Source organism: Halorhabdus amylolytica, from assembly GCF_004944975.1.
GTDB lineage: Archaea > Halobacteriota > Halobacteria > Halobacteriales > Haloarculaceae > Halorhabdus > Halorhabdus amylolytica.
In genome coordinates, this window is the sequence record NZ_SPQG01000004.1 from 107,657 (window position 1) to 130,367 (window position 22,711).

The 22,711-nt window shown below is 62.5% G+C and carries 25 protein-coding genes; 14 read left to right on the plus strand and 11 right to left on the minus strand.

Annotated features, from left to right (window positions below; genetic code table 11):
- Positions 1-55: 55 nt before the first annotated feature.
- The 5 genes from E3374_RS07400 to E3374_RS07420 all read left to right on the plus strand — a co-directional run bounded on the left by E3374_RS07400 (position 56) and on the right by E3374_RS07420 (position 4,616).
- Positions 56-1,024, plus strand: a complete 969-nt coding sequence (locus E3374_RS07400; protein WP_136688441.1) for an NOG1 family protein — start codon at positions 56-58, stop codon at positions 1,022-1,024.
- A 153-nt stretch (positions 1,025-1,177) separates the two neighbouring features.
- Complete coding sequence (locus E3374_RS07405) at positions 1,178-2,041, plus strand: basic amino acid ABC transporter substrate-binding protein (protein ID WP_169051802.1); 864 nt, start codon at positions 1,178-1,180, stop codon at positions 2,039-2,041.
- Positions 2,042-2,045: 4 nt separating this feature from the next.
- Entirely contained in the window at positions 2,046-2,807 is a 762-nt protein-coding gene (locus E3374_RS07410; RefSeq protein WP_136688442.1) for an amino acid ABC transporter permease, read from the plus strand.
- On the plus strand, positions 2,804-3,535 hold the full coding sequence (locus tag E3374_RS07415; protein ID WP_136688443.1) for an amino acid ABC transporter ATP-binding protein: 732 nt from the start codon (positions 2,804-2,806) through the stop codon (positions 3,533-3,535). The genes E3374_RS07410 and E3374_RS07415 overlap by 4 nt, the downstream gene beginning before the upstream one ends.
- Positions 3,536-3,575: 40 nt before the next feature.
- Positions 3,576-4,616, plus strand: coding sequence for an amino acid ABC transporter permease (locus tag E3374_RS07420; protein ID WP_136688444.1), 1,041 nt, complete (start codon positions 3,576-3,578; stop codon positions 4,614-4,616).
- A 48-nt stretch (positions 4,617-4,664) separates the two neighbouring features.
- Here the strand turns inward: E3374_RS07420 and E3374_RS07425 are convergent, their stop codons facing one another.
- From E3374_RS07425 to E3374_RS07445, 6 genes are all read right to left on the minus strand, one after another.
- Positions 4,665-5,402, minus strand: coding sequence for an SIMPL domain-containing protein (locus tag E3374_RS07425; RefSeq protein WP_136688445.1), 738 nt, complete (start codon positions 5,400-5,402; stop codon positions 4,665-4,667).
- A gap of 90 nt (positions 5,403-5,492) precedes the next feature.
- Positions 5,493-6,779, minus strand: coding sequence for a TIGR00341 family protein (locus E3374_RS07430; protein WP_136688446.1), 1,287 nt, complete (start codon positions 6,777-6,779; stop codon positions 5,493-5,495).
- 130 nt (positions 6,780-6,909) lie between these two features.
- A complete protein-coding gene (locus E3374_RS17140; RefSeq protein WP_169051803.1) occupies positions 6,910-7,065 on the minus strand; it encodes a hypothetical protein in 156 nt (51 codons plus the stop codon).
- Positions 7,065-7,283 (minus strand): zinc ribbon domain-containing protein, encoded by a 219-nt coding sequence (locus E3374_RS07435; protein ID WP_136688447.1) that lies wholly within the window; start codon positions 7,281-7,283, stop codon positions 7,065-7,067. Before E3374_RS07435 ends, E3374_RS17140 begins: the two co-directional genes overlap by 1 nt.
- Positions 7,284-7,433: 150 nt before the next feature.
- Positions 7,434-7,886 (minus strand): hypothetical protein, encoded by a 453-nt coding sequence (locus E3374_RS07440; RefSeq protein ID WP_136688448.1) that lies wholly within the window; start codon positions 7,884-7,886, stop codon positions 7,434-7,436.
- A gap of 20 nt (positions 7,887-7,906) precedes the next feature.
- Positions 7,907-9,103 (minus strand): phospholipase C/P1 nuclease family protein, encoded by a 1,197-nt coding sequence (locus tag E3374_RS07445; protein WP_136688449.1) that lies wholly within the window; start codon positions 9,101-9,103, stop codon positions 7,907-7,909.
- A gap of 404 nt (positions 9,104-9,507) precedes the next feature.
- On the opposite strand from E3374_RS07445, the gene E3374_RS07450 reads away from it, so the two are divergent.
- The 3 genes from E3374_RS07450 (at position 9,508) to E3374_RS07460 (ending at position 12,267) form a co-directional block, all read left to right on the plus strand.
- Positions 9,508-10,392 (plus strand): IS1595 family transposase, encoded by an 885-nt coding sequence (locus E3374_RS07450; protein ID WP_136688597.1) that lies wholly within the window; start codon positions 9,508-9,510, stop codon positions 10,390-10,392.
- Positions 10,393-10,570: 178 nt separating this feature from the next.
- Positions 10,571-11,197: a GTP-binding protein EngB gene (gene engB, locus E3374_RS07455; protein ID WP_136688450.1), complete on the plus strand. Its 627-nt coding sequence runs from the start codon at positions 10,571-10,573 to the stop codon at positions 11,195-11,197.
- 158 nt (positions 11,198-11,355) lie between these two features.
- Complete coding sequence (locus E3374_RS07460) at positions 11,356-12,267, plus strand: NAD(P)/FAD-dependent oxidoreductase (protein WP_136688451.1); 912 nt, start codon at positions 11,356-11,358, stop codon at positions 12,265-12,267.
- 82 nt (positions 12,268-12,349) lie between these two features.
- Here E3374_RS07460 and E3374_RS07465 read toward each other — a convergent pair whose 3' ends face one another.
- Positions 12,350-12,895 carry a hypothetical protein gene (locus tag E3374_RS07465; RefSeq protein ID WP_136688452.1) on the minus strand — a complete coding sequence of 182 codons (546 nt, stop codon included), beginning with the start codon at positions 12,893-12,895 and terminating at the stop codon, positions 12,350-12,352.
- Positions 12,896-13,023: 128 nt separating this feature from the next.
- On the opposite strand from E3374_RS07465, the gene E3374_RS07470 reads away from it, so the two are divergent.
- The gene (locus E3374_RS07470; RefSeq protein WP_136688453.1) at positions 13,024-13,434 is read left to right on the plus strand and encodes a helix-turn-helix domain-containing protein; all 411 of its coding nucleotides are present in this window, start codon (positions 13,024-13,026) and stop codon (positions 13,432-13,434) included.
- 105 nt (positions 13,435-13,539) lie between these two features.
- Here E3374_RS07470 and hisG read toward each other — a convergent pair whose 3' ends face one another.
- Positions 13,540-14,388: an ATP phosphoribosyltransferase gene (hisG, locus tag E3374_RS07475; protein WP_136688454.1), complete on the minus strand. Its 849-nt coding sequence runs from the start codon at positions 14,386-14,388 to the stop codon at positions 13,540-13,542.
- A gap of 147 nt (positions 14,389-14,535) precedes the next feature.
- Here hisG and E3374_RS07480 point away from each other — a divergent pair, with 147 nt between their 5' ends.
- Positions 14,536-16,164, plus strand: a complete 1,629-nt coding sequence (locus E3374_RS07480; RefSeq protein ID WP_136688455.1) for a sensor histidine kinase — start codon at positions 14,536-14,538, stop codon at positions 16,162-16,164.
- Positions 16,165-16,249: 85 nt separating this feature from the next.
- Entirely contained in the window at positions 16,250-16,408 is a 159-nt protein-coding gene (locus E3374_RS07485) for a ribbon-helix-helix protein, CopG family (RefSeq protein WP_136688456.1), read from the plus strand.
- Between the two features lie 62 nt (positions 16,409-16,470).
- On the opposite strand, the gene E3374_RS07490 is transcribed toward E3374_RS07485, so the two are convergent.
- Positions 16,471-17,682 carry an MFS transporter gene (locus E3374_RS07490; protein WP_248299412.1) on the minus strand — a complete coding sequence of 404 codons (1,212 nt, stop codon included), beginning with the start codon at positions 17,680-17,682 and terminating at the stop codon, positions 16,471-16,473.
- A gap of 89 nt (positions 17,683-17,771) precedes the next feature.
- Between E3374_RS07490 and E3374_RS07495 the strand changes: the two genes are divergently transcribed.
- From E3374_RS07495 to E3374_RS07505, 3 genes are all read left to right on the plus strand, one after another.
- Positions 17,772-19,061 (plus strand): amidohydrolase, encoded by a 1,290-nt coding sequence (locus E3374_RS07495; protein WP_136688457.1) that lies wholly within the window; start codon positions 17,772-17,774, stop codon positions 19,059-19,061.
- A 154-nt stretch (positions 19,062-19,215) separates the two neighbouring features.
- On the plus strand, positions 19,216-20,151 hold the full coding sequence (locus tag E3374_RS07500; RefSeq protein WP_136688458.1) for a hypothetical protein: 936 nt from the start codon (positions 19,216-19,218) through the stop codon (positions 20,149-20,151).
- Between the two features lie 58 nt (positions 20,152-20,209).
- A complete protein-coding gene (locus E3374_RS07505) occupies positions 20,210-21,487 on the plus strand; it encodes an adenosylhomocysteinase (protein ID WP_136688459.1) in 1,278 nt (425 codons plus the stop codon).
- 17 nt (positions 21,488-21,504) lie between these two features.
- On the opposite strand, the gene rdgB is transcribed toward E3374_RS07505, so the two are convergent.
- Positions 21,505-22,077, minus strand: a complete 573-nt coding sequence (gene rdgB, locus E3374_RS07510; protein ID WP_136688460.1) for an RdgB/HAM1 family non-canonical purine NTP pyrophosphatase — start codon at positions 22,075-22,077, stop codon at positions 21,505-21,507.
- Between the two features lie 48 nt (positions 22,078-22,125).
- Complete coding sequence (locus E3374_RS07515; RefSeq protein WP_136688461.1) at positions 22,126-22,416, minus strand: DUF5808 domain-containing protein; 291 nt, start codon at positions 22,414-22,416, stop codon at positions 22,126-22,128.
- Positions 22,417-22,711: the final 295 nt, after the last annotated feature.

The following is a 22,711-nucleotide window of genomic DNA, read 5'->3' on the forward strand; positions in this document are numbered from 1 at the left end:
GCTCGCTGCGGCGGGAAGAACGCCCTTTTACCCGCCGACGGCCTATCGTGCTCCAATGAGTCATCCATTCGAGAACCTCCCGACGACCCCGACGTCGGAGGAACTCATCGACAAGGCCTTCTCGCGGGCAGCCCGAGCGGGCCGGGCCAAACAAGGCCACGAAGCCCAGGAATCGATGCTCCAGACTGCGTCGAACATCCTCTCTGACAACTTAGAGAACGTCGTCACTGCCTGGCCGGACTTCGACGAACTGGACCCCTTCTACCGGGAGTTGGCCGACGCCGAGAGCAGCGTCGACGAGTTGCGTCAACACCTCTCTGAGGTCACCTGGGCGAGCCGGAAGACCGACGACATCCGCGACGAGTACCAGTCCCGACTGCGTAACGCGGACGTTGACGGCGCACGGAAACTCCGCAAGCAAGCGTTCGCCCGACTGGCGGACGTCACCCGCGAAGTGAGCGACGATCTCGCGGCACTGGGTGAGGCGCGGGACTCCCTCCGGCAATTCCCTGACATCCGGCCCGACGAACCAGCGATCGTCGTCGCGGGCTACCCCAACGTCGGGAAGTCCTCGTTCGTCAACAGGGTGACGCGGGCCGACAACGAGATCGCTGCCTACCCGTTCACCACCACGCAGATCCACGTCGGCCACCTCGAACGCGATCACATCCGCTATCAACTCGTGGACACGCCAGGGCTGCTCGATCGTCCGCCGGAGGAGCGTAACGACATCGAGAACCAGGCCGTGAGTGCGCTGGAACACCTCGCCGACGCCGTGCTCGTACTGGTCGACCCCAGCGGCGAATGTGGCTTCCCGATCGACGTGCAACTCGATCTCCGGAACGATATTCTCGACCGGTTCGAGGACGCGCCCGTCCTGACGGTCGCCAACAAAGCCGACCGATCGCGGGACGTCGAAGCCGATCACTACATGAGTGTCACCGAAGACGAGAACGTCGAGGGGGTCCTCGAGGCGGCGATCGAGGCCGTTGGCTACGAACCGGAACTGCCCTTCGAGGAGTGAGTCCGTTAGACGAACGTCTCCATCCAGGCCGGTCGCCCCCAGAAGTGAAACGATCGATCATCCTGATTTCGTGCCACTCGCCTGTGATCTTCCGGGTTTCACGGCCCGACGCGTCCGAAACGCTGAAATAGACGCTGGACAGGGTACACGAACATGAAACGCGAATTCAGCATGGATCGTCGCGCTTACCTCAAGAGTGTCGGTGCCGTCGGGGTTGCCGGCCTGGTTTCCGGGTGTCAGGGAAGCGAAACGACGACCGAGCCGGCCGAGGACGCGGAGACGGACACCGGCGCGGGAGCGACGACCGACGCCGGCGCGGGCATGACCACCGAAGGAGCCGCGGGGACCATCGTTCCGGGGACTGCACCGGGATTCCCGCCGTTCGAGTACCGGACCGACGAGGGCGAACTGGTCGGGTTCGACGTCGACCTCGTCGCCGAGGTCGTCGGGCGGACCGACTATCAGCTCGGGGAGTGGGTCGACATGGACTTCGGCGCCCTGATTGGCTCGCTGAACAACGGGGAGATCGACCTTATCGCCGCCGGCATGACCATCAACGACAAGCGCGACCAGCAGATCGACTTCTCGGATCCGTACTGGGAGGCCAACCAGGCCGTCATCGTCCGCGAAGACGGCGACTTCCAGCCGTCGGCTGTCGGCGACCTCTCGGGTCACCGCGTGGGCGCCCAGTCGGGGACGACCGGCGAGGACCAGGTTGAGGGACTCATCGAGGACGGCACACTCTCAGGGAGCGACTACCGGCAGTACGACAACTACACGCTGGCCGTCCAGGACTTAGAGAACGGCAACGTCGACGCCGTCGTGATCGACGTACCGGTCGCCGAGAACTTCGCCGCGAACCGCGCGGTGACGATCGCGTTCACGATTGAGACCGGCGAGCGCTTCGGCCTGGGGCTGCGCGAGGACGACGACCGTGTTTCGGCGATCAACGACGCCCTCGCCGAAGTGCGGGACGACGGGACGTACGACGAACTGGTCGCTGAATACTTCGAGTAAGTCGATGGTCGTGTCTGGCGCGTTACGGAGCCTCGATCCGGCGCTCACGAGGACGGCCATCGTCCTCCAGAGCGGTGACTGGGGCGTCGTCGCGAGCAACTTCGACTTCCTGCTGGTCGGGACCGCCGTCACCATTCTACTGACTGTCAGCAGTCTCGTCCTCGGGTTCCTGGCTGGGTTCCCCGCAGGGGCGATCGAGGTCTACGGGACGGGGCGGCTCCGGGGACTGGTTGCCGGTGCCGGCGTCGTCCTGCGGGGGACGCCGATCGTCGTCCTGATGATGCTGTTTTACCTGGGTCTGCCGATCCCGCAGCTCGGGACCGTTCCCGGCCTGGAGATCCGCGTATCGCCGTTTATCGCGGCGACGCTGGCGCTTGGCCTCCGGAGCGCGGCTTATCAGGGACAGGTGTTTCGCGGGGCGATCCAGTCCATCGACGACGGGCAGATGGAAGCCGCCCGCGCGATCGGCCTCCCGCGGCGCGGGGCCGTCCGTCACGTGATCTTCCCGCAGGCTGTGAGGCGGGCGCTTCCGGGCTTTCAAAACGAGTTCACGATCGTCCTGAAAGACACGAGCGTGGCTATCGCGATCGGACTGGCCGAGTTGCTGACCCGCGCTGAGTACCTCTTCGTCCAGCCCGAGCGCTCGACGGCGATGTTCGAACTCATTCTCGCGGTGAGTGCCATCTACTTCGTGCTGACGTTCGCGACCAACCGGACGCTCGATCGGCTACAGACACGCTACGCGATCCCGGAGGGAGACGGATGACACTACTGGAACTCGAAGACATCGAAAAGGCCTACGAGAACGAGGAGGTATTGCACGGCGTCAGCCTCGGCATGGAACAGGGCGACGTCGAGGTGCTGGTCGGCCCCAGCGGCGCCGGGAAGTCGACGCTGCTGCGGTGTGTCAACCGCCTGACCGAGATCGATGCCGGAACCATCCGGCTGGCCGGCGAATCGATCCACGACCTCGACTCGAACGACCTTCGCCAGCGCGTGGGCATGGTCTTTCAGGACTTCAACCTCTTTGCCCACCGGACGGCGCGGGGCAACGTCACGCTCGGACTCGAGGAAGTCCTCGGGATGGATCACGACGAGGCGGTCGAACGGGCCGAGGCCCACCTCGATCAGGTCGGTCTGGCCGAACAGGCCGACTCCTATCCCGCCGAGTTGTCCGGCGGTCAGCAACAGCGCGTGGGCATCGCCCGCGCACTGGCGATGGACCCCGAACTCATGCTGTTCGACGAGCCAACCAGTTCGCTCGATCCGGAACTCATCGGCGACGTACTGGCTGTGATGAACGACCTCGCGGCCGAAGGAATGACGATGCTGTGTGTCACCCACGAGATGGGGTTTGCCCGTTCGGCGGCCGACACGCTGACGATGCTCGACGGCGGGCGGATCGTCGAGCGTGGGCCGCCCGAGCGACTGTTCGAGAACCCACAGCACGAACGGACCGAATCGTTCCTCGGCCAGTTCACGGACTTCGAGTGACGATGGGTTGCGATCGTCACACTTCGGCGGTGATCGACCCGTGACTGACGGCAACACGACCGACGACCTTGCCGATGAGCGCGCCTCGCTCGTCGAGCAGGTTCCGGAACGTCGTCGGATTGCGATCGCTATCGTCGGCGCGGTGTTCTGGACCTGGTTACTTGCCCGCTGGGCGTACCATAACGCGCTGCTGGATGTGATCGCGACGGCACTGGGGTTCCCGGATCTGATCCGATCGGAGGTGCCGGTGTTGGTCCGGCAAGGCTGGATCCCCGGGGGCCCGTTCCGGGCCGTCGCGGATGCGGTCGCGGGCGTCGCGAACGCGCTCGGTCCGGCCGACGTGCTGCTTGAGTGGCTGGTCTGGCTGGCCGACCTGGCGGCGTTCGCGGCCACGATCGCGCCGAAACTCGCAGACGGAGCGTTCATCACTGTCTACCTGACGGTCGTCTCGTTGCTCCTCGGGCTGGTAATCGCCGTGCCGCTGGCGGTGGCCCGTGTCTACGGTGGCCGCGTCCTCAGTACGCTCTCGCTGGGGTACACCGAACTGATCCGGGGGACGCCCCTGCTCGCACAGTTGTTTTTCCTGTGGTACGCGCTACAACTGGGGAGCGTGGCCCGCGCGATCGGGTTCACCGGTGAGCCGCCGATCCCACAGGCGGCCGCGATGGTCGCAGTCGTCGGGTTCACGATCAACTCCGCGGCCTACCAGGCCGAGTACATCCGGTCTGCGCTACAGTCGATCGATGCGGGACAGCTGACCGCCGCCCGTGCCGTGGGGCTGGACATGCGGGGGACGATCCGCCACGTCGTTCTGCCCCAGGGGTTGCGGCTGGCGATTCCCGGCTGGACCAACGAATTCGTCTATCTGATCAAGTACTCCTCGCTGGCGGCGTTCATCACCGTCCCGGAACTGTTCCGGGCGGCAGAAGGCGTCGGCTCGGACACGTTCCGGTACACCAAGGTGTACGTGATCGTCGGGCTGTTCTACCTCGCGCTGGTGCTGACGACGGCCCTTGCGATGGGACGCTTCGAGGCTGCCGTCTCCATCCCGGGACTGGACAGTTCCGGGAACCAAGAGTAGCCGGCCGGCCGTCGATGTTTCGGCGAGGCAAACGACTGCACGGACGTATCACGCCGTCGCGTTGTAGACGACCTGGACGGACGCAGAGACGTCGACCGGACCGCTCTCGATCGACGTCGATCCGCCGGCGTCGGCGGTTTCGGTCATCATCGCTTGCTCGACACGGTACGGCCGGACGTTGACGTCGCTGGCACTGATCGCTGCAGCCCCTTCGACGGTGAGATCGGCGCTGTTAGCCAGCGTTCTCGCCTCCTTTCGGGCGGCGTCCATCGCATTCCGGAGAGCCTTCTGTCGGAGGTCTGCTCGACGGTCCACGGAAAGCGTAAAGGAGACGCCCTGAACTCGGTTCGCTCCACTGTCGACGACGCCGTCGATCACTTCCCCGACGCGATCGGTGTCATCGAGGGTGATCTCGAAGGCGTGGATCGCCCGGTACTGGGTTGCCCGCTCCGATTCGGGACCTTCCCGGACTTCCCGGATGTTGTAGTAGTCAGTCTCGACCCGGTCGTCCGGGATCCCGAGTTCTTCGAGGGTAGACCGCAAGGAGGTCACGTTCTCGGCGACCTGGGTGCGGGCAATCGCCGCGTCGTCGGTGGTCGCGACGACGCCGACACGCAACTGGGCCTGATCGGGGTCGGCCGAAACGTCACCCGACGCGGCGACCTCTATCTGTCTGTTCGGTTCATCCGCCTGTCCGTCCGGCGAAACAGCAACCGCAACGCCGACCGCAGCGAGTACCGTCACTGCGACGAGTGTAACCACGAGTAGTATTCTGTTCGTACGCATCTCTTCCCAGTTCGGGCGGGACGTAAATACCCGTATCCATAGCTCAAACGAGCCTTTGAGTCTCGGGACGGTCGTCCCGGCCCGCCACTTTCAGGTTGTCGACTCGGTCGTGACGTACCGGACCTCGGTCGAGACGTCCCGGTTGACGAGGGCGTCGAGACGATCGTCGAGTCGATCAGCCAGGTCGGGGGGGCCGTCGTCGGGCGGGACGCCGACCGTGACGACGATTCGCCGGGGTTGCTGGAAGAACAGCCCGCCGGTCCGTTCGATCGAGACGTCCTGTACGGTCACATCCGGTGTTCCGGCGACGGTCTCGGCGACGACCTCGTCGATCTGTCCGTCGACGGTCGCTCGCGTGTAGGTGTCGAAAGTGACGCCGCCGAGGAACACGGACAGGACGGCGATGGCGATAGCGAGTGCAAGCACACGCTTGATCGTGCTCGAACGCGCGTCGTCCTCGCGGAACCAGTGGGTCGGCCGATAGCCCATGTACCACAGCACGGCCAGGGCAGCCAGATTGATCGAGAGAACGTTCACGAGCGTCAATACTCCCGATCCGAGACTAACTGTCGGCAACCCCCAGGCGATCCCGATCCCGACCGTCGCCGCGGGCGGGATCAACGCGACGGCGATCATGACGCCGACCAGCGCCGTCGAGACGCCCGTCGAGAGGCTGACGACACCCGCGACGCCGGCCCCGAGTGCGACCACCAGCGAAAGGAAATCGGGCAGGAGACGTTCCCGGACGGCCGGGATACCGGTTACGTCGAGCCCGGGTGGGACGAGAAACAGGTTCCGGACGAGGAAGGCAAAAACGGCGGAGCTAAGGACTGCCAGTCCGAGCCCCGCGATCTGTAGCCCCACACCCCGCCGGAAGAGTTCGTCGTCGTCGACGACCGTCCCGACGCTTGCGGCCATCGCCGGGCCGATCAGCGGCGCGATCACCATCGAACCGACGATGACAGCCGGCGAGTCCAACAGCAGTCCGGCGGTGGCGATCACCGCGGAGACGACCGTCAGGACGACGTAACTCGGCGTCGCGGGCGCCAGGTCGGCAGCCTTCGAGGTGAGCTCCTCGCGAGCGATCCGCTCCTCGTCGCGCTCCTCGGCGTAGCGCTCTGCGAGTTCATCAAACCGTCGGGAGATAACGGTGTTGGCCTCGACGACCACGGTGTAGGCCTGCTCGTCGAGGCCCGCCTCCCGAAGTCGTTCGAGTACTGGCTCGACGGCGTTGGTCGGCAGCGGAACGTACGCCACAGCCGTGTACTCCCGGCCGCTGGTCTCGTCGGTCAGGACGTAGTCGACGTCCTCGGCGTCCAGGGCGTCCTCGATGGCTTCCCGCTTGCCCGACGGGATCGTGATCTGGACGAGACGCACACCCGGCCGGTCGGTCGGTACGCCCAAATACTTGTGGTTGGTCGGCCTGGCTCAACGAAGGGGTCCATAGACTGACAGCACGGACGACGACGAGTTCACCGCTTCTCGCGAACGTAGCGCGACCGGGTACTCATCGCTCTTGACGGGTGTCCCGCCGGGCGGCCCGTTCGGCGTCGTCGCGGTCCATCGTCTCACGCTGGTCGTGTTCGGCCCGGACGAGGCCATAGAGGACGAGCGGGAGGGCGAGCGCGACTACGAGCGCCAGGATGACGATTCCCGTGGCCATCACCCAAGGAACACGTCGACGATGTCACTCGTCCCGGAAGTCGTGTCCCGGTAGAGTTCCGAGTACCCGCAGTTGGTACAGGAAACGACCTTGAAACTGTTCGTCTGGATATCGAACATCTTGCTAAGCCCGCCGCCGGTCGTCGAGATTTCACCGACCTCGGTCTCTTCGTGACCACACTTCGGACAGCCGCGTTCGGAATCTGATTCGGGGACCATACAGGGGCGTATTCAACGGTCCAGCAAAAACTTTGTCACCTCCCAAGGCCATATCGACGCTGCTTCCGCAGAGCTACGTGGCGATTTCGCTCGATCACGATCACAGTATCACAATGGTCTCCACCAAGTGCAAGTGGGGGGAAAAGGCTGTCAGGTATCCACGATCGTGACGTTGACTGTATCGATGACGGCATCCGATCCGTTCAGGGCCTCGACTCGGTACCGGTATTTGTCAGTACTGGGGTAGATGGGGGTTTCTAGACCGAGCGTGTCGTCCTGGTCGAAATCTGATCGATGGGTTACGTCATGTACTTTTGTATCATTCTCTTGAGTTTTGACTATTCGTATCGAAGCCAATGCTTCCGTTTGATTCGGTAACTTGAATCCTACCTCTCCGCCAGTTTCGTGGATGCTTCCGATCGAATATATCCCCTCGAAGATCTCGCCAGTCGTCGGTTCGCCGATGGTGAGATTATAGCCCCCCAGTTCCTGTGGGCCAGGTGATTCATCCACCTCCATCTGGACTCCTGCACAACCAGTCAGGGCGACCACACTACAGATCATGGCGGCGATTACCAATCCCCTCCATCCAATTGTGCTCATAGTATTCATGATCTGAACAGTTACGCATACAGCGGGTGAATCTCCCCAATCAATCCCATGGAGTATGTCGTCGTTTTCTCGAGGACTGATTGGGTATCGGTGACTAACTCATCACTGTTTGCCAGCGGGTCTTCACCCTCATGTTCCATGATGATGGTAAGGAAATCAGATGCATAATTTGCAGAGAATGTCGCTAATTGGTGTCCATGTTCGCCCCACTTCGAGCCTTCCCATGGGAGGGGATCCGGGACAGGATTGTAACCCTCTAAGTTCTCAACATTTTCCGTGAGTATATGTCCGTCTTCAAGATACTCCGCAACTTTCCGTTCGTATTTATAGTGGACCCACTCATTCAGTTTTTGTTCCAGAAACATATTAGTGTGTAATGGATTTCCGAGATCTTGGAGAAAGTGCATAGCATAGCCGACTTCTTGATACCGTTCGGTACTCTCTTCAGCGTGATCTACCGCATTGTTCATTCGCTCGTCTAAGAAATGATCAGCATGACCGATCTTTGTCAACGGATTCCAGGCATGTGCATATGAGTGGGCTCGGTCATTTCCAGTCGGTGGATCTTCGAATCTCTCTGGGATCTTCGGGAAATCATAGTCCCACCCATCCGGCTTTGGGGCATTGTTAAATAACGCATCAGATAAATCGTCGTCAATATTCATATTCTTTCCCGCCCAACGCGCGAGATAATTGTGCCCCTCATGCTTATCTTTGGTTCCACGCTTCCATTGAGGTGATATGTTTTCGGAACCTTCTTCGTTTTCACCAGATGAGGTCGCACCCGATTCAATCACGCTTGATAGATTTGCCAGAGATTCTGCGTCCTGGGTTGTAGCCACAGAGACAGCTCCGGTTTGACGGACTGTTCGTTCGGTATCTTCCAACACCGTCCTTACCTTCTGTTTGTCTCCTTTCAATTTGTAGACTGTCGTTGTATCATCACGCCGGATTTGGGGCTTGGCGTTGCCGCCTTTCTGGGACTTCTGTCTCTTCTTGTGGCCTTGCCCCCCTCGTCGGTCGCTGTCGTGTGTATTCGGTTTCTCTCGTCGCTCTTTTTCACGTTGTTTCTGGATTACATGCCAGGGCTTGGTCTTGGATTTGATCTCAACTTCTGCCCAGATGTCTTTCAGAGATTCGCGGGCCGTCCGTTTCTGTTCCCGGCTAACTGTGGCATCGTCAACGTAGCCGGTGAGTGCGTCGGCCATCGAATCTCGCTCGTTCCCAAGGAGGATCGGCCAGTTGAACTCGCGGAGATCTGGCGCGATGTGAATAGCAGGTGCAGGCGCAGGCTCGGGATCACTGACGGGCTGTGGACGCGATCCCTCGGCACCTCGACCGAGCGGTGCCAGTGAACTCACTCCTGAGAGCCCGGCGATCGAAGCCGCAGTTGTCTTGAGGACCGTGCGTCGACTCGTTTCGCGGGACCAATTCTGTTCAGACATTCTGAACAATCAATCTTCCATTCCAGATATAGGTATTTATATTTTGATGTTTGGCAGTCCTAAACCTTCGAAATAATAGTAAACGCTCTTGCGAAGTAGATTGTTGATAGCGAGAGTTGCGGCTGAAAGTCGAAGAGGGCAAGGGCACCGCGCCAGCGGTGCCCGATATGTTCCCAATAAGCCGGTTCGTGTCGGAATCGGCTGCAGCGGACCTGCTCCAACAGGTTCGCTGGCGTGATGGCGTCGAGTGCCCCCGCTGCCGTTCTGACCTGACGGTCAGAAACGGCAGCTATCGGGAGTATCAACGGTATCTGTGTAAGAATTGCGGTCGGACGTTCAACGACAAGACCGGCACGATCTTTGCTCATTCGAAGCTCTCACTGAAAGAGTGGTACTTCACGATCTACGTGTTCTTACGGTTCAACACGAGTATTCGGCAGATCGAGGCGGAGCTCGATCTTTCGTACAGAACGGTGAGACGGCGCGTCGAGCGCTTCGCCAGCGCGCTCGACGCGCCTTCGATCACACTGTCTGGACCGGTCGAAATCGACGAAGTGTACGTCTCGGCCGGCCTGAAAGGCCGCGAGCGCGACCAGGAGTCGCGCTCGCGTGGCTTATCCACGCGTGGACGAGGTTCGTACGACGGCGACAAACCGCCGGTGTTCACGCTGGTCGATCGTGGCTCGGACGAGCGCTATGTCGTGCCAGCGAAATCCGCTGACGAATCGACGATTCGACTCCTGCTTGCTGACCACGATGAGGAGTCGCTGACCGTCTATACGGACGGATTTCGATCGTACGAACCGCTCGAAGAAGACGACGCATTCACCCGCAAATACGTCGTCCACGGCGACGGCGAATACGCTGACGGCGACATCCACGTCAACACCTGCGAGAGCCACGCGTCGCTGACGCGACGGTGGCTCTCGCCCCACCGAGGAGTGTCAAAAGACAAGCTAACACCGTATCTTAGAGCCTTTCAGCTCCGCCGCGAACTCTACAGAAAACCTGGTGACGAAGCACTCAAACATGCTCTCGACGCCGCTCTCTGAAAATCAACAACGTGCTTCACAAGAGCGTTAGTAAAAATCATCCTCAAATCACGTGAGTGGTTCGATCTGCACGCTGGTTCGAAATGTCGGAAACAATCCGAACCGAGTCACCTCTCCGGCCAGAACGGTTCTGCCGAGGGATCGCGATCCCTTTCCCGCCCCACGTTGTAGCCCGGGTATGTTCGAGACGCGGCCGGATCGCGATAGTGAGGTCGTCCTCCTCGGGCGGTCGAACGTGGGCAAATCCACGCTCATGCGGGAGTTGACCGGCCACACCTTCGACACCGGCCAGCGCCCCGGCGTGACCCGCGAACCCAACCACTACGACTGGACGAGCCAGGACTTCGTCCTGACGGATCTGCCAGGGTTCGGTTACATGGAAGGCGTTCCCGACGACGCTCGCGAGGAGATCAAAACCGACGTTATCCGTTACGTCGAGGAGTACGCGGAGAATATCTTGGTCGGCGTGCTCGTCGTCGACGGCAAGAGCGTCATCGACATCATCGATCGCCATTCCGGTCCCGACGAGATCCCCCACGACGTCGAACTGTTTCACTTCCTTCGAGACGTGGGTATCCCACCAGTCGTCGCTGTCAACAAGATGGACAAGGTCGACGACCGCGACGACCGCCTGAACGATCTCTGTGATCGCCTCGGCCTGCATCCGCCCTGGAAACAGTGGCAGGACACCATCGCGCCGATCACTGCCAAACGCGGATCGATCGATTCACTGAACGAGGCCGTCCGGACGCACCTCCACGAGGCCGAACGCGACGACCTCTTCCAGTTCTTCCCCGTCGGGTGAGGCTTTGTCTCCCGGATCCGATGCGGATTGTATTTCATTTATTGTCCATTACTGTTCGTTCGGCTTGGTGGGATATACGAATCAATTGCAGCACGTGAGTGACACACTTGCGTGGATCGAGGCGTTTATATCCCGTAGTATTGTACAATAGGCACACAATGGCAGATGTTGCAATCATCGGTGGTGGGCCGGCCGGCCTGGCCGCTGGCGTCTACACCGCACGCGCAGATCAGGAGACGCTCGTCTTCGACAAGGGCGACGGAACGACCAGGGACGTCGACTGGATGGAGAACGTCTATGGCTTCCCGGAGGGTGCAAGCGGTCCGGAACTCGTCGAGGCGGGCCAGGAACACGCTACCAAGTTCGGCGCGGAGATCGTCGCCGAGGAGGTCGTCCGCGTCGCCGAGGAGGGCGACGGGTACGTCGTCGAGACGGAAGCAGGCGAGTACGAGGTCCGCGGGATCGTCCTCGCGACCGGCGCATCCTACGAGAGTCCGGCGATCAAGGACGTCGACGAATACGAGGGCGGGGGCGTCTCCTACTGCGTCGAGTGTGACGCATTCTTCTATCAGGATTCCCCGGTCGCAGTCGTCGGCGCCGGCAACTACGCCGCCAAGGAGGCCGAGATGTTGCTGGACTACACCGACGACGTGCGCGTCCTGACCAACGGCAACGACCTGGAGATGGACGACGCACTGATCGAGCGCTTGGCGGAGCAGGGCATCGAGATCATCGAGGAGCCGGCCAAGCGAATCGTCGGCGACGACGTCGTCGAAGGCGTCGAGTTGAAGTCCGGCGACGTCATCGAGGTCGAGGGCGTCTTCGTCGCACTGGGTGCCGCGGGCGGAACTGACATCGCGGACATGCTGGGAATCCCCCGAGACGGCGACTATCTCGACGTCGACAGCGAACAGTACACCGGCGTCGATCGGGTTTACGCAGCGGGCGACATCACGGGCGGTCAGCGTCAGGTCAACGTCTCCGTCGGCGAGGGCACGACGGCGGCGATCAACTTACTCGAGGACTTTCGCGGCGGCGAGTACGTCGACTACAAGAAGATCGAAGCCTAGGACGGACAGCGATCGGTTCGGGTCTTGAACTGAGACAGGATTTTCGACGGCCAGCAGCCGATCTCCGGACGGGACCGCGATCTCAGGGGAGTGACTCCCCAGCACTGACGAGTTCGTCCTCGGTTCGCCAGCGGTACAGCCGTCCCTCGTGCTCGAACAGTTCGAAGACGCCGTCCTGCATCCAGCCGAACGGGTGCTCTGTGTCGTCGTACTCGCGTTTGAGGACATGACTCTTCGAGAAGTACTCCGTCGTGCCGACAAGCAACCCCTGCTCGACGAGGAAGTCACTTGGCTCCTTCTCGGCGACGCCGACGAGAAACGTCACGATATCCGCGATCAGACAAAACTTCTGAATGCTGTTGTCCCACTCGCCCCTGACATCGACCATCCGGAAGGCGTAGGCGTCTTGCCGGCGGTTGAGGCGGTCCACGACCAGGTTGAGTCGCCGGATCGGCTCTCGATCGTAGTTCCCGAGCACGAAGTACGATCGGTCGTTCTCATAGATGGGCGTCAGCTCGCTCAGCGCGTGGAGAATCTCTTCGTTATCCGAAAGCGAGAGTTCTTCCTCGTCGAGTTGCTCCGTCGCACTCGTGAGGGCGTCCGCTGAAACTTGTGGTTCTTCGGACATACCCCACTCTCTCGACACCGGAAAATGTAGTTTACGGATTAATTAACTAACGACATCAGGATGTTGTTTATCCTGGAGTAGTTTACTTGAGAGTAAACTACTTGTCGTCAGGGCACGAATTGTGACGTATGAGTACAGACCTGGAAACCGGGGAGGAGATTGAAACCCGCGAACTCGTCCACTTCGTCACTCAGAAGACTCGGTTCGCGCTCGTCAATAACATCCTCCAGCATCCCGAACAACTCCCCTCGATGTACGAACTCGAGGAACTCAATCCCAGTGTGAGCGAAGCCACTGTCTATAAGCACGTCCAGAAACTCATCGACTCCGGCGTCGTCGAGGAAGTCGTCCTTGCGGACGACCGGCGACGGCAGGGGTATCCCTGGAAGTTCTACGGTCTGACCGAGGAGGGTCAAGCATTCCTCGAGGAGCACAACCTGCTCGCAGCCGAGGTGACGCTCCAACGAATCTACGAGACCATTTCCGACAAACCCGAGAAGATGGTTAAATACGAGAACGCACCACGTCCTGGGACGTGACGTACAGCACCGACGGCGATTAACTTGCTAGAGGACTTTCGCGGCGGCGAGTACGTCGACTACAAGAAGATCGAAGCGTGAGCAGGCTGGAGGACGACCGGTAACTCACTCGACGAGCCGTTCTATCTCCGTGACGAGCACGTCGCTGGCACCGAGTTCTTTCACCCGGTTGATGGTCTCGAAGACCGCCCCCTCCTCGACTACGGCGTGGACAGCGACGTCTTCGGTCCCGGCGATGTCCATCACTGTCGGGCCACCCATCCCCGGCATGACGTCTTTGACCGCTTCGAGTTGGGATTCGGGGACGTTCATCATGAGGTAGCGTTTGTTCTCGGCGGTCAACACTGATTCGAGTGCCATCCGGATCTGTTCGACCTTCGGGTCGGCGGCGACATCCTCGCGGGCGACGAGCCGGACGGAACTGTCGAGGACATCGTCGATGATTTCGAGGCGGTTCATCCGCAGGGTCGTGCCCGTCGAGGTGATGTCGACGATACCGTCGGCGATGTCGACGTGTGGCGTGAGTTCGGTTGCCCCCGAGACTTCGGTGATCTCGGCGTCGATACCTTCGTCGTCGAGATAGTTCCGGGTCACGTTCGGGAATTCAGTGGCGATGGTGCCACCGTGGAGGTCGGCTGGTTCCTCGACGTCGCTGTCCTCAGGGGCGGCGAGGACGAGCTTGCACTCGCCGAATTCGAGGTCGAGCAGATCGACGAGGTTGTCCCGATCGGCCTCCCGTATCTGGTCAAATCCCGTGATACCGACGTCCGCGGCGCCGTCCGAGACGTATTCCGGGATGTCGGCGGCGCGGGCGTACAGCACGGTCACGTCCTCGTCGACAGTGTGCGCGTAGAGCTGTCGGTCCGCGCCGTCGACGAGGTGAAGCCCGGCGCGTTCGAGTACGTCGACGCTCGGGTCGTGGAGCCGGCCCTTGTTGGGCAGGGCAATGCGCATACCTCCCCTGGGAACGAGAGCCGCAACTGTCTTTCGACACGCTTCGGCCTTTCGACACGACTCGACGGACCGTTCCGCCGGAAGATACATTCATTACGATGGCTACGGAATATTTCCCATGGGAAGGACAGGTGAGTCGAATCACCGATGATCGACGGAGTTCCGGCGATCGGCGGGCGGTTCTGGTACCTGGCGATATTCGGGCTTTCGGCCGTCGCTACGTTCCTCAGTGCCGTCCGGGTCAACCGGATCGCCGAAGGCGACACCCGGCGCGGGCTGGTCGCCCTCCTGCTCACCAGCGGGGGATGGGCGCTGGCACATGTCGGCTACCTGGCGACGACGAACGAACAACTCGGCGTTCTCCTGTATCAGATCGGCCTCGTCGTCGGCCTGAGCACGATCGGCGGATGGCTGTACTTCTGTTCGGCCTACACCGGTCGGTCGTTGCACCGTGATCCGAGGATCCGATGGACGGCGATCGTCGTCTTTCTCGCCATCGTCGCCGTAAAACTAACCAACGGCGTCCACGGACTGTACTTCACGAGCGAGGTCGTCTCGACGCCGTTCACCCACGTCGCGATCGAGAGTACCACCTTCCACTGGACAGTCATGGGGGCCAGCTACGCGCTGGCGACAGTCGGGTATTTCATGCTCTATGAGCGTTTTCGGCAGGTGAGCCACGACGCGCGTCCGCTGTTGGTTTTACTCGGGCTGACGGCCCTGCCGATCGTATTCGACATCCTCGGGCTGGTCGTTCCCGGACTGATGGAGATCACCTACGAACCGATCGGCGTTGGGACGTTCGCCGTCGGCCTGACGTTCGTCTACTTCGAACGCTTCCGGACGATTCGACTGGCCGGCGATCGCGACGATCCAGTCATCGTCCTCGACGACAGCGGCCGGATTCAGGACTTCAATCGCGCGGCGGCACGGCTCGTCCCGGCACTGGCCGACCGATCGGTTATCGGGGAGAAGTTCGCGTCGATCGCCCCCCAGTGTGCGGAAAAGATCGAGGCGGACGAGCCACTCGTCATGGTCCATCGGGACGGAGAGACGCGCTACTACCGCGTGACCGAACAGCAGTTCTCGGCGTCCCAGGCCACTCTCGGACGTGCGCTCGTTTTCACCGACGAGACCCACCGCGAGCAGTACCGCAACGAACTCGAACGCCAGAACGACCGGCTAGATTCGTTCGCCAGTATGCTCTCTCACGACCTCCGGAACCCGCTGAACGTCGCCCAGGGACGGCTCGAACTCGCCAGAGACGAACACGACAACGAACACCTCGAAACCGCAAGCGAGGCACTCGACCGCATCGAGGCCCTCATCGAGGACGTCCTCCAGCTGGCTCGCCAGGGACAGCCAATCGAAGAACGCGAACGCGTCAGCCTGGGGGCGATGGCACGTGACGCCTGGGGGATGGTCGAAACCGCCGACGCGGAACTGATCGTCGACGGCGATCGTGACCTCCTCGCCGATCCGGAGCGCTTCCAGCGACTCTTCGAGAATTTTTTCCGGAATTCGGTCGAGCACGGAGGCGAAGACGTGACCGTCTCCGTCGGCACTCTCGACGACGCGGCGGGGTTTTACGTCGAAGACGACGGCGCCGGAATCCCACCGGAAGAACGCGAAAACGTCTTCGAATCGGGATACAGCACGGCAGAGGACGGAACCGGGTTCGGACTCGCGATCGTCGAGCAGATCGTCGCCGCCCACGAGTGGGCGATCGACCTCGTCGACGTCGAGACGGGGACGCGTTTCGAGATCCGTACGTGAGCCAGTGAGCATTCGAATCTCGTGCCGGGCGTCGGACGACTGGCTGACGAACCTATTAGTCGGTGCCGTCCCCCGGTTATGGACAATGAACGATGTCCTTGGGGACATGGAGGAAGTGACCGTCGCGTTCGACGAGGAGACCCTCGAGGCCCTCGATGCGAAGGCCTTCCGGGACCACCGTGACAACCGCGAGGCGGCGATCCGGGAGTGTCTGGATCAGTGGCTGAAGAGACGGGAGGGGTGAGGGGAGGATAGTGGCTGAAGCAGACAACCGCGAAACGGGGGGAGTGAGGGACAGTCGAGGCGTCAGCTCGCGCCGCTCGGCCGGGCGCGGGCTGGCAACGTCAGGAAGATAACGGCCGCAAGCACCGTCAGGGCCGCCAACAGGTAGAACGCTTCGTCGAACAGCGCCATCGTCGCAAGGACGCCAACAACTGTCGAGCCCAGCGAGCCGATCGCGAAGAACCCGGTCCGGAGCAAGCCCCAGGCGGTCCCCTCGACGTCGTCAGGCAGTGTCCCGACGATGTAGGCGTTGATAAGGGGGCCGACACTCATCCGGACGCCCGTCAGCGAGCCGACGACTGCCAGTGCCAGACGTCCGTCGAGATTCGGCAGGGCGAGAAGCGGCGGCACGCTTACGATCGCGATCGCCGCCAGTGTCCGGGACTGGCCGAAACGATCGGCGACGAGGCCCCCACCGGCCTGGGAGAGAGCCCCGACGACGAACAGCCCGCTGAGGATCGCCCCCGCAGTACCCGTCGAGAGGTGCTTTACCTGGTGGAGATACGTGACGAGAAACGCGGTCAACGCTTGAAAGCCGAACAGCATCAGTGTCGCCCCAGTGACGGCGAGGACGATCCGTCGGTCGTGAAACGACGCCACGAGTCGTCGAACGGTCCGCCGGACGCCTGGTCCCTCGTGGGTACCGTCGTCCCGTGGCGGGACCGTCATCCACAACACGATGGCGACGAGGGCAAACAGTGGGACGACCGCGACCATGGCCGCCCGCCAGCCATAGACTGCGGCGACGAGCGTGGCGAGCAGCGGCAGTGCCGCCGCCCCGACGCTCCCCGCACCCAGCACGGTTCCGAAGGCCGCCCCTTCCCGGTCCGTGAACGTGCGAGATAGCAGCGTCCCGCGAGAAGGCCCGTAAAGCCCGGTCCCAAGGCCGAACAGACCGGTCGCAACGAGCACGAGCGTGAACGTCGGGGCCACCCAGTAGGTCAGCAGTGCCAGCCCGGAGAGGACCGCCGAGGCGACCAACAATAGCCGCTCGCCGACGCGGTCGACGGCAAGTCCAGTCGGGAACTGCATGGCCGCGTAGGTCACCCACAAAACCGTCACGGCGAATCCAGCCGAGGCTTCCGTGAGATCGAATTCGTTGCTGATCGTCGGCAACAGCGCCGGCAGGACGAACCGCATCCCCAGGACGAGAAACCAACCGACAGCGACGGACAACAACAACCGTCCGCGAGAGCCGCCTACCAGAGACCCGTTGGCACCCGATCGTGTGCTCATCGCGTTGTCCTCGTCGTCTCGTTGTCAAAGCGCTGGCGAAGTAGGCTGAACCCGTCACCGACTTAGGCCGGACACGCGAAGTGTCGGATATGAGCACACTGGTGGTCACCGGTGGCGAGGTATTGCGCCCGGATCTGACTGTCGAACGCGCTGATGTCCTGATCGACCAGGCCGACGGCGAAATCAAAGCGGTTGGCGACGTCGGTTCGGCAGACGACGAACTCGACGCGTCGGGCGGACTGGTCATCCCCGGCCTCGTCAACGCCCACACGCACGTCGCGATGACGCTGTTGCGCGGGTACGCCGACGACAAGTCCCTTTCGGCCTGGCTCCGGGAGGACGTCTGGCCGGTCGAGGCCGAGTTGCGGGCCGACGACGTCCGCGCCGGTACCGAGCTTGGCCTCGTCGAGATGATCAAGTCGGGGACTACCACCTTCGCGGACATGTACTTCTTCATGCCCGAGGTCGTTCAGGCGGTCGACGAGGTGGGGATGCGCGCCGTGCTCGGGTACGGATCGATCACCGTCGGCAACGACGACACCGACGCCCGACAGGAGATGGAAGACGGGCTCGCGTTCGCCCGCGAGTACGACGGCGCGGCCGACGGCCGCGTCCGGACGGCCTTCATGCCCCACTCGCTGACGACCGTCGACGAGGAGTACCTTCGAGAGTTCGTCCCGCGGGCGCGGGATGCCGGCCTGCCGATTCACCTTCACGCCAACGAGACGGAAGACGAGGTCGACCCTATCGTCGACGAACACGGCGAACGACCGCTGGAATACGCGACTGACGTGGGACTGCTGGCCTCCAAGGACTTCCTCGCCCACGGCGTCCACGTGGACGAACGCGAGATCGACCTGCTGGCCGAGCGCGGGACGGGCGTCGTCCATTGTCCGGCCTCGAACATGAAACTCGCCAGCGGGATGGCCCCGGTTCAGGATCTGCTCGACGCGGGGGTCCCGGTCGGTCTCGGCACGGACGGCGCAGCCTCGAACAACGATCTGGATATGTTCGACGAGATGCGCGACGCGGCCATGCTCGGGAAGCTCGCCGCCGAGGACCCCCGTGCCGTCGACGCCGGCTCCGTCGTCGAGATGGCGACCGCGAACGGCGCCGAGTTGCTCGGATTCGACTCCGGCCGGATCGAACCGGGCGCGAAAGCTGACCTCGCCGTCCTGGACCTGGCGGTTCCCCATCTCACGCCAGCCCACGACCTCGTTTCCCATCTGGCGTACGCGGCGCGTGGATCTGACGTCCGACACACCGTCGCCGACGGCGACGTGTTGATGCGCGACCGCGAGGTCACCGTTCTCGATGAGTCACGGGTACGTCGTGAAGCCGAGGTACACGCCGAGGAACTCGTCGATCGCGCCACGTAATTTGTTCGCTTCGATCTTTATTTTATAAAACCCTGAAAAACAATTTTGAACGGTAACGATCGATTTGCGACCGTCTTGTCGATCAGTAAATCGAGCCGAACGGAATGAACGGCCGTCGGAGTATTTCACCCTGTCGTGCGGACTATCGAGTGCAATGAATCAGAAGTTGATCGCCGTCGCCGTGGCCACACTCCTGGTCGTCTCGACGGCAGCCCCGGCGGTGGCTGCCGAGGACGGCCTCGCGGTCTCGGTGACACAGGCCGGAAACGACGCCGACGTTACGATCAGTGTGACGGACAACGGGAGCGCTGTGCCGAACGCTTCCGTCGACGTGGAAGCCCTGACGGTTCTCCGAGACAGTGACGGGGAGACTGAAGCGAACGAGACGGAAGACAGGACCGAGGACGTGACCATCGGCGGGACGTACGAGACCGACGCGAACGGCACGGTCACGCTCGACGCTCCCGAACGGAACGTACGCGTCAGCGTGACTGCGACAGTCGACGATCGGACCGCCTCGACGACGACCGTTCTGGAGGGTGACGACGTCGAGGAGGCGTTCGGTCAGCAGGTTCAGGCGTTCGTCCATCGCCTTCTCGCCTCAAGCGGCCCCGGGATCGGGCCAGCCGTCTCCGAGTTCGTCACGGAGAACAACCCCGGCGCCGACAACCGACCGGATCACGCCGGTCCGCCGGCCCATGCCGGTCCCGGCGAGAACGTGACTGATGACGATGACCGCGACAAGCGTGGCCCGCCCGAACATGCGGGGGCGGGCGGGAACGAGGCTGATGACGATGACCGCGACAAGCGTGGCCCGCCCGAACATGCGGGGGCGGGCGGGAACGAGGCTGATGACGACCGCAGTCCATCCCAGGCCGGTGATCGGGAACAGGATCGTGACCGCGATAAGGTCGAGGAGCCGGATCAGGACCAGGATCGTGACCGAGAACAGGACAGGGATCTCGATTCCACGGACGAGGAGCCGGATCGCGACCGGGACCGTGACGGGTCCGACGAGGACGACGATGACGAGCAAGATGATGACGGTGAGGAGCGCGGGCCGCCGGACCACGCCGGTCCCCCGAACTGACGCTCCGGTTCCGTGACGCTTCGGTAGCGTTTTCCCGACGTGCGTCGATGATCCGGACATGAGTCAACCGATCAGCGAGCGGGTCGAGGATCCCGCCGCGAAGGAGGCGTCGGGTCGCCGGAAGATCGACTGGGCGCGCGAACACATGCCGATCCTGGAGTCGCTCCGCGGGGAATTCGAGGCCGAACAGCCCCTGGCGGGTGAGACCGTCGGGATGGCAATGCACGTCGAAGCCACCACGGCGGTTCTCGCCGAGACGATCGCCGCCGCCGGGGCGGAGGTCGCCATCACCGGCTGTAACCCACTCTCGACGCACGACGACGTCAGTGTCGCCCTGGACGCCCACGAGTCGATCACCTCCTACGCCGAGCGTGGCGTCGACGACGAGGAGTATTACGGCGCGATCGACGCCGTCCTCTCTCGGGAACCGACGATCACCATCGACGACGGCGCGGATCTCGTCTTCCGCGTCCACGAGGAGTTCCCCGAACTCATCGATTCGATCGTCGGCGGCTGCGAGGAGACGACCACCGGCGTCCACCGCCTGCGATCGATGGATTCGGACGGCGCCCTGGAGTACCCGATGTTCGCCGTCAACGACACGCCGATGAAGCGGCTGTTCGACAACGTCCACGGGACTGGCGAGGCCAGTCTGGTCTCGATCGAACTCACCACGAACCTTTCGATCGCCGGCAAGACGATCGTCGTCGGCGGGTACGGCCAGTGTGGTAAAGGTGTCGCAAAAAAGGCACGCGGGATGAACGCCGACGTGATCGTTACCGAGATCGAGCCCCGACAGGCACTGGAGGCGTACATGGAGGGATTCCGGGTCATGCCGATGGCCGAGGCCGCCACGGAGGGTGACCTATTCGTGACGACGACGGGCAATCGGGACGTGATCACCCGGGAGGACTTCGAGAAGATGGACGACGGTGCCGTACTGGCCAACGCCGGTCACTTCGACGTCGAGATCAACCTCGAACACCTTCGAGACATGGCCGAGGAAATCGTCGACGCGCGTGACGGCGTCCGCGGATACGTCATGCCCGACGGGCGCCAGCTGAACGTCCTCGCGGAGGGGCGACTCGTGAACCTCGCGTCGCCAGTCGCCGAGGGCCATCCCGTCGAAGTCATGGACCAGAGCTTCGCCATTCAGGCCGTTTCGGCCCGCGAAATGGTCGAGAACGGTGCCGAGTACGGGGCTGGCGTACACACCGTCCCCGACGAACTGGACCGGGAGGTCGCCGAGGTCAAACTCGACGCCGAAGGCGTCGAGATCGACGAGTTGACGCCCGAACAGCGCGAGTACATGGACGACTGGCAGCACGGGACCTGATCGGGTTCGATCCCTCGTCAGCGATCGGCGCCGTACCACGCGGCGAAGGCATCGATCGCCCGCCCGCGGTGTGAGTACTCGTTCTTCTCTTCGGGCTCCATCTCGGCGAAGGTGCGGTCGTCGTACTCGAAGATCGGATCGTAGCCGAATCCCCCATCGCCGCGCGGCGCGACGATTCGTCCCTCGACCCGTCCCTCGAAGACCGCGACGGGCGGGTCGCCGTCCCGGACGGTCGGGGCGTCCGCGAGATCGGAACCCTCACAGTAGGCGATCACCGACCGGAACGCTGCAGTGTCGTCGGTCTCCGGTTCGGTCAGTCGCCAGACGCGTTCGATCCCGAGTGTTCCCTCGACGTACGCCGAGTAGGGGCCGGGGAACCCGTCGAGTGCATCGACGAACAGCCCCGAGTCTTCGACCATGATGGGTTCGCCGACCTCGCGGGAGGCCTCACGTGCTCCGTGGGCCGCGATCGTAGCCAGTTCGTCACTCTGGATCTCGGGGTAGTTGTACTCGAACTGTTCGACACGCGCGTCCAGGGCCGCCCGCGCCTCACGGACTTTCCCCTCGTTGCCGGTCACGAACCGGATCATGGGGACACCTCGCTCCCCCCGTCAAAAGGTACGTCGGTGTAGGCCGGACTACTCGACCATGACCTCGACCGGGCCGTCGTCGTCCGACCCGTCCTCGGCGTCGGTGTCCCCCTCGGCGTCCTCGTCCGACTGCTGGTGCCACAGCAAGGCACCCGCGACGCCCAGGACCACCCACGACCGCCAGTTCGCCAGGTTGAGCGTGTACCCGACGCCGAAGGGCTTCTCGACGAGCATGCTCTCCCCTGGTTGCCAGTACGAGGACAGCAGCCGTTTCATGCTCGGTCGCTCGAAATTGTACGGCACGCCGAAGATCTCGCCCGATTGCGGTCGATCTGTCATACCCCCTGCTTCGTTCGGCGTCACTAAGTGGTTTGTCCCTGCACTGGCTGGCAACTGTCGCGGTCGCTTCCTGTCGCTCGCGCGAACTCTGGCGATCTTCGAGTGTGCCGGATTACCACTGTGATCGGAACTGTCGATTCTCCTGACGGGCCGATCGATCGTCCGCTTCGCGTACGCCGCGGTCGCTACATGGCCGATATCCTCATCGAGACAACGGCTGTCCCACTTCCACACTCGCTGACAGTCCGAGCCCGATCCATGAGGTTTATATGGATTTAGGCTAACCTAAAATCAG